The organism is Protofrankia sp. CiT1 (assembly GCF_917627335.1).
In the GTDB taxonomy this organism is placed as follows: domain Bacteria; phylum Actinomycetota; class Actinomycetes; order Frankiales; family Frankiaceae; genus Protofrankia.
In genome coordinates this window covers 5,320-15,097 of record NZ_CAKJTP010000091.1, presented here as the reverse complement: position 1 = coordinate 15,097, position 9,778 = coordinate 5,320, and the positions used below count along the sequence as shown (strand labels likewise).

Sequence of the window (9,778 nt, the reverse complement as noted above, 5' to 3'; positions counted from 1 at the left end):
TTGCCGGGCGCTCTAAAGAGCAAGGCTGATCACCCGGATGACGGCGACGGGACGGACGCGGGCAGCGCCCGCCCGTCGACAAGAGCCAGCACGTCCTCGCCGTAACGGTCGAGCTTGGCCTGGCCGATGCCGGGAATACCGGCGAGCTGCGCGACATCGGCGGGCCGGCGCTCGGCGATCGCCATCAGGGTCGCGTCGGTGAGCACCACGAATGCCGGCGCGCCCTGCTCCTTCGCCCGAGCTGACCGCCAGGCGCGCAGCCGCTCGAACAGCGCCTGGTCGACGTCGGCGGGGCAGTCCTCGCATCTGCCCACCCTGGCCGCCGGACCCGCCAACGGGCGTCCGCACACCCGGCAGCGGACCGCGGAGCGATTCCGTGACCGCTGCCCGCCGGTGCCGCGCTCGCCCGCGTCCCCCGTGCCCGCCCGAGCCGGCGTGCCCGGCGCCGCGGCCGGGCGCGGCATGAGCCCGTCAAGGAAATGCGAGGGCTTGCGGGATCTGCGACCGCCCTCGTTACGGGCCAGCGCCCACGACAGGGTCAGGTGTTCCCGCGCCCGGGTGATACCGACGTAGAGCAGCCGACGCTCCTCCTCGATCTGCGCGGGGGTCTTGGCATGGATGATCGGCAACGTCCCCTCGACGAGACCGACGAGAAAGACCGCGTCCCACTCAAGGCCCTTTGCCGCGTGCAGGGAGGCGAGCGTCACCCCCTCCACTGTGGGGATGTGCTGGTGCGCGGCACGGTCAGCGAGATCTGCCACGAACCGCTCGAGAGATGCCCCGGGATCGGCCGCCACCATGTCATCGGCCAGGCGGGCGAGCGCGGCCAGGTTCTCCCATCGCTCCCGCTCGGCGCCCGAGCCATGCGGCGGGTCGTCCGAGCGCCATCCCACCGCGGCGAAGACGTCACTGACCTGGGCGACCAGGCCGTCCGGCTGGTCACCTTCGGCCGAGCGCAGCGCCGCCCGCAACAGTCGCACCGCCTCGATGACCTCAGGCCGGTCGAAGAAGCGCTCGCCGCCCCGGACCAGATAGGGGATGCCGGCGGCGGCGATCGCGCTCTCGTAGGCCTCGGACTGGGCGTTGACCCGGTACAGCACAGCCATCTCGCTGGCCGGCACGCCCGCGGCCAGGAGCGCGCGGATACGGCCGGCGATGGCGGCGGCCTCCTCGGGTTCGCTGTCGTGCTCGCTGAAGACCGGTACCGGGCCGTCCGGACGCTGCGCGAGGAGTTTCAGCGGCTCGGATGGGGCCGGCTGCCCGGCCGCGCCGGCACGCGCGATCAGCCCGTTGGCCAGCGCGACGACCTGCGGGGTGGAGCGGTAGTCACGCACGAGACGGACCACGTGCGCGGCTGGGAAGCGGCGGGGGAACTCCAGCAGGTGGCGCGGGGACGCCCCGGTGAACGAGTAGATCGTCTGATTCGCGTCCCCGACCACGCAGAGGCTGTCCCGCTCGCCGAGCCAGGCATCGAGCAGGCGCTGCTGCAGCGGGTTGACGTCCTGGTACTCGTCCACCACGAAGTGCCGGTACCGGGACCGCAGCTCGTCCGCGACCCAGCGATGCTCCTCGATCACCGCTGCCGCCAGCAGCAGCAGGTCGTCGAAGTCGCGCACGCCCGCGTCCCGCTTGACCGCCTCATACGCGGCGTACAGGTCGGCGATCACCTCCGCGGGATGCGTGGTCTCGCGCGCCGCGGCAGCCGCGGCGGCTGGGTAGTCCGCGGGGGTGAGCAGAGTCGCCTTGGCCCACTCGATCTCACCGGTGAGGTCCCGGAGCTCCGTCCGGCTCGGGGTGAGGCGCAGCCGGCTGGCGGCCCGCGCGACCAGCGCGATCTTGCTCTCCACGAGCCTGGGCAGCGCCGCTCCCGCCACCTTCGGCCAGAAGTACCCGAGCTGCCGCAACGCGGCCGCGTGGAAAGTTCTCGCCTGCACTCCGGCGGCACCGAGCGCCCGCAGCCGCCCCCGCAGCTCGCCCGCGGCACGCGTGGTGAAGGTCACAGCAAGGATCTGACCGGCTGGGAGTGCCCCCGTAGCGACCAGGAAGCCGATCCGATGGGTGATCGTCCGGGTCTTGCCCGTGCCCGCGCCAGCCAGGACGCAGACCGGGCCGATCGGGGCGAGCACGGCGGACCGCTGCTCCGGATCAAGCGTCTCGACCAACGCCTGAGCCTCACCCGCCACCGGCCGGGCGGGATCGTCATCCCTCGGTGGGACCCTCGAACCGGCCATAGAGGGGACCGTAGCCGTTCCCACCGACGGGAAGCGACACGGCCGCGCCGTGGTTATGAAGATTTGTTCCGCCATCGCGGCAGAAAGGGCTGTTCGTGCTAACGATCTACACGACATCGTGGTGCGGCTACTGCGTCCGCCTCAAGCGCCAGCTCGACGCGGCCGGGCTGGCGTACGTGACAGTCGACATCGAGGAGAACCCGGAAGCCGAGCGGATCGTCCGGACCGCGAACAACGGGAACGCAACGGTACCCACCGTTGTCTTCGCCGACGGCACCGCGTTGACGAACCCGAGCTTGCGCCAGGTTACCGAGAAGGTCGCTTCTGCCGCATAAAGGATACACAGAGCAACAGCTACCTTGATTTCCACGCTCACCGAACGCCCGTGGCACCAGATTGGAGGACGGTGTCCGTCACTGCCCGTGAAGTTTGTGGCAGAGTTCGGGCTGTGTCGTCAGTACCTTCAGCACGTATGTGGAGCGCGGTCGATGCCGCGCTGCAGGCCGCGGGTGCCGTCCACCGGATGGAAGCGACGGCCTTCGTGGCCCTGTCGGCCTCGACCGCGACCTACCGGCGGACGACGGGCGCTCTGCCCGGCCTCGCCGATGGCTTCACCCTGCCCCGGGGTGAGGCCATCGGCGCGCGGGTACTCGACGGCGCGCCCGTGGCTCTGAGCGAGGTGACCAGTGATCCGGCGGTCGCCGGCACGGACGAGCCGGCGCGGCTCGGGGTGCGCAGCTACGTCGCCGTCGCGGTCCTGGGTGGCGATGGCCGGTTACACGGCCTGCTGATCGGGCTGGATCGAGCGCAGGTCGCCCTCGCGCCATCCATGATCGTAATGCTGCGCGGCATTGCCGGTGCTCTCGGCACCGTCATGGACGATGCCGAGAGCACCGAGCCGGCCGAAGCCGGCGGGCGAACCGAGAACGGCCCGCCCGCACCGTCACCAGCGGAATCCGGCACAGCGGCGCGGCTGAGCCAGCCCGCCCGGCGGCGGCCGTCCCCAGGCGCGCCGGACAACGGGCCGTCCGCCGGCCGCCCCGAGGCCGAGATGCGCCTGCGTAGGTCGCCGGCCGGGTGGATCGTGGAAGGTCCGGGCGGTGACGTGCGGCCGGTCGGCGACCTGCTGTCCGCGATGGTCCTCGCCGATCTGCTTGCCGAGGACCTCGCGCCGCCTGGTCGGCCCCGGCGTCCCGATCATGATCTGACCGAGATCGAACGGCTGCGGCTGTCGGTCGTCCAGCTCGAGCATGCGCTGGCCTCACGGGTCATCGTCGAGCAGGCGATCGGAGTGCTTGCCGAACGTCACCGCATCCGTCCGAGGGAGGCGTTCGAACGGCTCCGCCGGACCGCCCGCGGCATGGGGCGGCGCGTGCACGAGCTGGCCCGGCAGGTGGTCGAGTCGGTCGCCGACCCGCGGGCGGTCCTGCCCGGAGAACTGGCCGGCCGGGGCGGTGCCAGCCCTCGACCGACACCGCCCCGGCCGAATCCGTCCCGCCGCTGACCGGGTGAGACCCGGTCAGCGGCAACGGCCAGCGGTCAGCGACAACAGTCAGCGGTCAGCGGTCACGAGCTCGGTGAGGCCGCTGACCGCGGCGGAAATCTTCTCCGCGTCCCCGACCAGCACGGTCACCAGCTTTGCCGGCGCCAGCACCCGTGCCGAGACCGCCAGCACGTCCTCGGGCGTCACACCCTCGAGCGCCACGGGATGGTCACGCAGGTACTCGACGCCGATACCGGCGCCAGCCAACGCCGACAGCGTCGAGGCAAGCCCTACGGCGGTGGCCGTGGACAGCGCCAGCGTGCCGACGGCGTACTGGCGGGCCGCGTCCAGCTCATCAGCGGCCACGGGCAGCACAGCCATCCGCCCCAGCTCATAGAAGATCTCAAGCAGCGCCGGCGCGGTCACGTCCGTTGCCACGTCCGCGGTCACCGTGAAACGGGCTCCCGCGACCGGATAGTCGACCGAACTGCGTGGCGAGTAGGTGTAGCCCTTGTCCTCACGGATGTTGGACACCAGGCGTGAGCTGAAGTAGCCGCCGAAAACGGTGCTCGCGAGCCGCTGTGCGGCGTACGCGGGGTCGTGGCGGTCCACGGCCGGCCCGCCGATGCGGATGTTCGTCTGCACGGCACCGGGCCGATCAATAATCATGACGGGGCCGTGGACCAGCGCCGGCAACGGTGGCGTGGGATCGGCCCGCGTGCCGGCCCACCCGCCGAACGCCGCCTCGACCTGGTCGAGCGCGGCCCGCGGATCGACATCCCCGACAAGGGTCAGGATCGCACCCGCCGGTGACACGCGCTCGGCATGCAGGGCACGCACCTCGGCCTCGGTCACCGTGGCGACCACGTCCGGCGCGGGCGTGTCGCTGCCGTAGGGATGGTCGCCGTACAACCGGCGCAGCAGGCCCTCCCTGGCGATCACCGCGGGCTGGCTGCGGGCGATCGTGACCTCCTCGACGACCCGCTCCCGTTCACCGGAGAACTCGCTCGACGGGTAGACCGCCCCGGTGAGCACCTCGGCGATCAGATCGAGCAGGGGAACGAGATTGGTCGCGAGCGCGGAGCCGACGACCGCGAGCCGGTCCGCGTCCACCCCGGTCGAGAGCGCTCCGCCCAGCGCCTGGACGGCCGTGGCGAGCTCGACCCGGTCCCGCGACTGGGTACCGGTGAACAGGGTTTCGGCGAGCAGCTCGGCGCGGGCCTGATGCGCGGCGCCACGACCGGTGAACGGAATGCGCAGCCGCACCTCCACCAGTGGCACACTGGCCCGCCGGACCACCAGTACCCGCAGCCCGCCTGGCAGCATCCGCTCGGCCACCGCGGGAAGATCGGCCGCAACGGTCGGCGCCACCGGCGGGATACGAGCGGTCCCGGTGCCGCCGCGCAGATCAACCTGGCTCATGACGCCGCTCCGGCGCGCAGTTCCAGCACCGACCGGCCCTGAGCGCGCAACGCCGCCGCCGCCGCCCGCACCCCGTCCGAGGTCACCGCGCCGACCAGACCGGGCAGTTCGTTGATCAGTTCGGGACGGCCGCGGTGCAGCTCGAAGGCGGCCATGCCCAGCGCCCGGCCGAGCGCGTCGTCAGCCTCACGTAGCAGGCCTGAGACGATCCGGGCCTGCACGCGGGCGAGCTCGCCCGGTTCCAGGCCGTCAGCGGTGATGCGGTCGAGTTCCTCGTCCACCGCGGTGAGGATCGCCGCGCTGGACGACTCAGCCGGATGGCGCGCCTCGAAGGTGAGCAACAGCGGGTCCCGCTGGTCGAACGGGTCCCCGAAGGTGCCGAGGTAGGTACTGACACTGATCACTGATCGGTCCTTCTGCACGAGCCGCCGCTCCAGACGGCTTGCGTCACCGGCGGACAGGACATGGGTGAGCACGTCATAGGCCAGGAAGGCCGGTAGGTCCGCCGTGGGGTCGGGCACCCGGTAGCCGACGGCAAGCGCGGGCCGGGGGGCCAGCGGGTCGGTCAGGACAGCGCGCCGGTCCTCCGTACGCACCGGCTCGGCAAAACTCGGCCGGACCGGCACCGGACGGGGCGGGATCCCCGCGAAGTAACGATCGATCATCCTGAGCGCGTTCTCGGTGTCGAAGTCACCGACGACGGTGAGCACGGCGTTGCCAGGCGCGTAATACTTGTCGAAAAAGTCCTCGGCATCGTCCAGACTCGCCGCCTGGAGCTCATGGAAGTCGCCGTAGCCGTTGTGCGTGTTCGGGAAGGTGTCGAACGCGACAGGTGGGAGCGTGATCCATGGAAAGCCGCCGTAGGGGCGGTTCATGACATTCACCCGGATCTCCTCCTGGACAACCGCGATCTGGTTGTCCAGGTTCTCCCGAGTGATCCGCGGAGCGCGCATCCGATCGGCTTCCAGGAACAGCGCGCGTTCCAGCGCCCCGGACGGCAACAACTCGTAGTAGTCGGTGTGATCCGGGTGTGTGGAGCCGTTGAACATGCCCCCGGCTGCCTGCACGTACTTCGGATGTTCGGCCTTCCCGACATTCTCGCTGCCCTGGAACATCAGATGCTCGAACAGGTGCGCGAAACCGGTACGGCCTTCGGGTTCGGAGCGGAAACCGACGTCGTAGTGGACAGCCACCGCGACGACCGGTGCCGTGTGATCCGGGGCCAGTACGACGCGCAGGCCGTTGGCGAGCGAGGTCTTCTCAACCGGATAGGAGGGCGCCGGCAGCGAAACGGCGATCGTGTTCGTCTCGGTACGAGGGGGCACGGTTGGCAACGCTACTGCTCCCGCGCCGTTGATGGTTCTGGTCCTGGATGATCCGCGCCACAAGGCCACAACCGCTGGGATCTGTTGCTTGCGAAGAATCCCGTCAGGGCTGGACCGGGGCTCCCATCGGCGGGCATGACCCGTCGATCAGCGCATGTTGCGGCTTCCCGCCGCCACCATGACCAGAACCGCGGCCACGGCGACCTGGAGAGCGAGGGTGAGAAGCCAGCTGGCGTCAATCCCCCTGGCCACGATCAGGCCGATCGCGGCGCCGACAAGCCCGACCAGAATGGTCATCAGGCAGCCGATAGCCTGCCGGCCCGGCACGACCAGACGCGCGAGAACGCCGATGATGACGCCGGTGACCACAGCGCTGAACAAACCGGTCGGCACGTCCACGATGCCTGATTATCCACTACGGCCGGCCGGAGGCAATGCCGGCCCGAAGCGCGGCCGGCCTTCCTCGCGACGGTCGATGAGACACCCTGGCAGCGTGACCACCCGGAGTAGAGTGCGCCCGATGCAAACTGTTCCAGGAGGACAGTTTCCTTCTGATCTAGCCGATATCCTGCGACTCGAGCTCGTAACCCTGAGCGATGACCTGATCGCGGCTATCGCGCGCGAGGTACCGGCGTACGCACGTCCGCTGGAAGGCTCCTTCGGCCGCGGTGTCCACCAGGGTGTTGAGGAGGCCCTGATGCGCTTCCTCACCGTGGTCGGCACGCACTCGTGCGGCCCGCCGGACCTGGCCACCAGCCGCGAGGTCTACGTCCGGCTGGGACGCGGCGAGTTCCGCGCCGGCCGCTCCCTGGACACGCTGCTCGGTGCCTACCGGGTCGGCGCCCGGGTCGCCTGGCGCCGGCTGGCGAACGCGGCGCAGCACAGCGGGCTGGACGCTGACGGGCTCGTGTCGCTGGCCGAGACGATGTTCGCCTATATCGACGGGATCTCCGGTGCCACCGCCGAGGGCTATGCGCTGGCGCAGTCCCAGGCGGCGAGCGAACGCGGCCGGCTGTGGGACCGGCTCGGCGAGCTGATGCTGTCGGGCGGTAGCCCGGTGACGATCGAACACACCGCTCGTGCCGCCTCCTACCGGCTGCCCGACATCCTCGCCGCGGTCATCGTGCCGGGGCCAGCGAACGCGGACACGAACGCGGACACGAGCGCGGACGGCCAGGAGGAGCGGGTGAACCACCGCGTCGGATGCCTGGCCCTGCCGCCCGACGCCCCCCGCGCCATCAAGGGTGATGACATCTGGATGTTCATCGGCGACCCGGCCGGCCCCGGCCGCCGGAGATGGCTTGAACGCGCGCTGGCGGGTCTCGGCGCCATCGTCGGCCCGGCCGTCCCGTGGCCCGAGGCGTCCGCGAGCGCGGCCAGAGCGGCCTTCGCCCGAGGCGTCCGTGACCGCGGCGCGCTGCCTGGAGCGCCGGACGGCCCCGGCGAGCCGTTGTTCACCGACGACCACCTGGCCCAGCTGCTGCTCGCCCAGGACCCGGCGCTGCTTGCCGACCTCACCAGCCGGCGGCTCGCCCCGCTGGACGGGCTGCCCGCCAAAGTCCGTGCGCGCCTGGCGGAGACCCTGTTGCTATGGCTGCGGCTGCGGGGGCAACGTGGCCGGATCGCGGCCGAGCTCCAGGTCCACCCGCAGACGATCCGTTACCGGTTGAACCAGCTGCGTGCCCTGTTCGGCGACGGCCTGGACGACCCGGACGTCCGCTTCGAACTTGAGCTCGTCCTGCGCGCCGACCCGTGCCGGTCACCGTGACGCCCTGGCGCGGCGGGTCATGCCCACGGGTATGCCAACCGGCGCCCAGGCTGGTCAGTCGCTGGCGGGAGTGGGCTTGGGACCGCTGCTGCGCATGTTGACGAAACGGCCGAGCAGATCGAACCAGAACGGCGCACCCAGCGAGAGCGCGAGCGCGGTGAGCAGCCACCCGAAGATCTTCAACGCCCAGCCACCCGTGTCATCGGGAATCCGCCGGGGATCCGAACGGTCGGCACCGGCCCCGCTCCACCCCAGCGGGAGGCGTAGCGCCGCCGCGTCCCGGACGGCGTTCACAGCCCGGTTCGCGGCTTCCCCGGCGCTGGCGGCGGGTGTGGCGGTCGCCGTGGCCGACACCAGCTCGGTGGACGCGGCCTCCACCGCGGCGGTCCGCAGCGACCGGTTCTCCCACAGCGCGTTGGTGAGAGCGACCGCGTCCAGGTTCAGCACCAGGGTGAGCAGCAACGCGTAGACGAACAGAAACCGCGTGACGCGCCTCTTGTACCAGCCCGACAGCCTGTCCATCGTGTCGTCGTACCATTCGGCGAGCTCGGCGATGATCCGATCGCGGTCGTGGCCCGCGCGGGTGACGATGCCGATCAGCGCTGATCGGAGCGGGGCGTCCGCGGGCAGCTTGGCCACCTCGTCCAGCAGCGGCCCGACCGGTTCCGCGGCGGCGAGCCCGACGATCGACACGGCGATCCGGCGGCTTTCCTCGGTGGCCGCCGGGGAGGCGGCAAGCGCCTCGGACAGCGCGGCCGCACTGACGTCGGTCAGCGACCGGTGCGCCTCGCGCAGGGCCGGGAGCGCCGCGTCGGGGATCGTGAGGCGGTCCATCCGAGCGAGCAGCACCCGCGCGGGCGGTTCCAGCATGTCGAGCACGCCGCGCGCGAATGCCACCGACGGGATGTACGACGGCAGCCGCATCCGGCGGGCCCGCCGCCAGGCGCTGGCCGAGACCGGCGCGGTCCCTATGTCCGGCGCCTCTCCCGCATGCCTGCCCGAGCGCAGTCCCCGCAGCGGGCCGTCGAGGAGCTGGGCCGTCCGGCTGGTGTCGACGGCGGCGGCCGTGGTGTCGACCGGCCGGTCGCCGAAGAGACGACGCAGCTCGGCCTCAAGCTGACGGCCGCGGTAGCACACCAGGCCGAACACGGTCTCGTTCAGGCGCGAGACCGCCACACTGCCGATGGCGAACACCAGGATGAGCCCGATCGGGACATCCACGATGGCGGAATCCGGCATGCCTTACCCCCGTTGCCAAACCGTCACGACCCACCCGGCCGGCGGACGCCGCTCGCCGGATCACGCGATCAGGACCCCGGCCGCACCCCGCGGGGCCACGCCCCTTATACCCGTTCCGGCGCTGAGAAGACTACTGTGCCCGCCTCTGGCACGTCCCGGATCGATACGCCCCGGATCGATAGGCCTCGGTCCGGCCCCGCCGGGTAAACACAGGAAATTCACAGGAATTACACGGCTGGCGCACGGATAGCACGGTCACTGTGTTTGCATGACTGCCATGGCGTTGCTCCCCGGCGGGCCGGCGTCCCCC

8 protein-coding genes are annotated in these 9,778 nt (G+C 71.1%); 3 read left to right on the top strand and 5 right to left on the bottom strand.

Going from position 1 to position 9,778, the window contains the following annotated elements; genetic code table 11:
* Positions 1-29 precede the first annotated feature (29 nt).
* Complete coding sequence (locus MJ785_RS14735) at positions 30-2,231, bottom strand: ATP-dependent DNA helicase UvrD2 (RefSeq protein ID WP_239381365.1); 2,202 nt, start codon at positions 2,229-2,231, stop codon at positions 30-32.
* A gap of 95 nt (positions 2,232-2,326) precedes the next feature.
* Here MJ785_RS14735 and MJ785_RS14730 point away from each other — a divergent pair, with 95 nt between their 5' ends.
* Positions 2,327-2,566, top strand: coding sequence for a mycoredoxin (locus tag MJ785_RS14730; RefSeq protein ID WP_239311241.1), 240 nt, complete (start codon positions 2,327-2,329; stop codon positions 2,564-2,566).
* Between the two features lie 137 nt (positions 2,567-2,703).
* The gene (locus tag MJ785_RS14725; RefSeq protein ID WP_239377253.1) at positions 2,704-3,735 is read left to right on the top strand and encodes an ANTAR domain-containing protein; all 1,032 of its coding nucleotides are present in this window, start codon (positions 2,704-2,706) and stop codon (positions 3,733-3,735) included.
* A gap of 48 nt (positions 3,736-3,783) precedes the next feature.
* On the opposite strand, the gene MJ785_RS14720 is transcribed toward MJ785_RS14725, so the two are convergent.
* The 3 genes from MJ785_RS14720 to MJ785_RS14710 form a co-directional block, all read right to left on the bottom strand.
* Positions 3,784-5,136, bottom strand: a complete 1,353-nt coding sequence (locus MJ785_RS14720) for a pitrilysin family protein (protein ID WP_239381363.1) — start codon at positions 5,134-5,136, stop codon at positions 3,784-3,786.
* The gene (locus MJ785_RS14715) at positions 5,133-6,434 is read right to left on the bottom strand and encodes a pitrilysin family protein (protein WP_239311250.1); all 1,302 of its coding nucleotides are present in this window, start codon (positions 6,432-6,434) and stop codon (positions 5,133-5,135) included. The genes MJ785_RS14720 and MJ785_RS14715 overlap by 4 nt, the downstream gene beginning before the upstream one ends.
* Before the next feature lie 174 nt (positions 6,435-6,608).
* A complete protein-coding gene (locus MJ785_RS14710) occupies positions 6,609-6,860 on the bottom strand; it encodes a GlsB/YeaQ/YmgE family stress response membrane protein (RefSeq protein ID WP_239311244.1) in 252 nt (83 codons plus the stop codon).
* A gap of 121 nt (positions 6,861-6,981) precedes the next feature.
* On the opposite strand from MJ785_RS14710, the gene MJ785_RS14705 reads away from it, so the two are divergent.
* The gene (locus MJ785_RS14705; RefSeq protein ID WP_239311245.1) at positions 6,982-8,229 is read left to right on the top strand and encodes a helix-turn-helix domain-containing protein; all 1,248 of its coding nucleotides are present in this window, start codon (positions 6,982-6,984) and stop codon (positions 8,227-8,229) included.
* Between the two features lie 54 nt (positions 8,230-8,283).
* Here the strand turns inward: MJ785_RS14705 and MJ785_RS14700 are convergent, their stop codons facing one another.
* Complete coding sequence (locus MJ785_RS14700; RefSeq protein WP_239381361.1) at positions 8,284-9,468, bottom strand: hypothetical protein; 1,185 nt, start codon at positions 9,466-9,468, stop codon at positions 8,284-8,286.
* Positions 9,469-9,778: the final 310 nt, after the last annotated feature.

Bases quoted from the DNA above. Each gene is read 5' to 3' on its own strand.
- MJ785_RS14735 (WP_239381365.1), bottom strand. From the start codon at position 2,231: ATGGCCGGTTCGAGGGTCCCACCGAGGGATGACGATCCCGCCCGGCCG.
- MJ785_RS14725 (WP_239377253.1), top strand. From the start codon at position 2,704: ATGTGGAGCGCGGTCGATGCCGCGCTGCAGGCCGCGGGTGCCGTCCAC.
- MJ785_RS14720 (WP_239381363.1), bottom strand. From the start codon at position 5,136: ATGAGCCAGGTTGATCTGCGCGGCGGCACCGGGACCGCTCGTATCCCG.
- MJ785_RS14705 (WP_239311245.1), top strand. From the start codon at position 6,982: ATGCAAACTGTTCCAGGAGGACAGTTTCCTTCTGATCTAGCCGATATC.
- MJ785_RS14700 (WP_239381361.1), bottom strand. From the start codon at position 9,468: ATGCCGGATTCCGCCATCGTGGATGTCCCGATCGGGCTCATCCTGGTG.